The 304-nt window shown below is 64.5% G+C and carries 1 protein-coding gene; it reads left to right on the forward strand.

The features are described from left to right. Window positions 1–304 (forward strand): L-lactate permease (locus SB753_RS36130; RefSeq protein WP_410804905.1); only part of this gene is annotated, 304 nt, incomplete at both ends.

Consider the following 304-nt stretch of genomic DNA (forward strand, 5'->3'; position numbering starts at 1 on the left):
GTTGCCGTTCTTCGCGTTGGCGCTGCCGTTCTACGTGATCGGCGTGTACGCGGGCTTTCGCAACATGCTGCGGGTGTGGCCCGTGCTGCTGGTGTCGGGCGGCAGCTTCGCGCTGACGCAGTTCGTCACGTCGAACTTCATCAACTACAGCCTGACGGACGTGCTGTCGTCGCTAGTTTCGCTGATCCTGACAATTGCCTTCCTGCGCGTCTGGCGCCCCGCCGCCGATCCCGCCTTCGCCATCAACGTCGATCGCGTGAACGAGACGCGCGGCAAGATCACGGGCGCGCAGGGCTGGTATCCG

It is taken from the genome of Paraburkholderia sp. SIMBA_053 (assembly GCF_046534895.1).
GTDB lineage: Bacteria > Pseudomonadota > Gammaproteobacteria > Burkholderiales > Burkholderiaceae > Paraburkholderia > Paraburkholderia caledonica.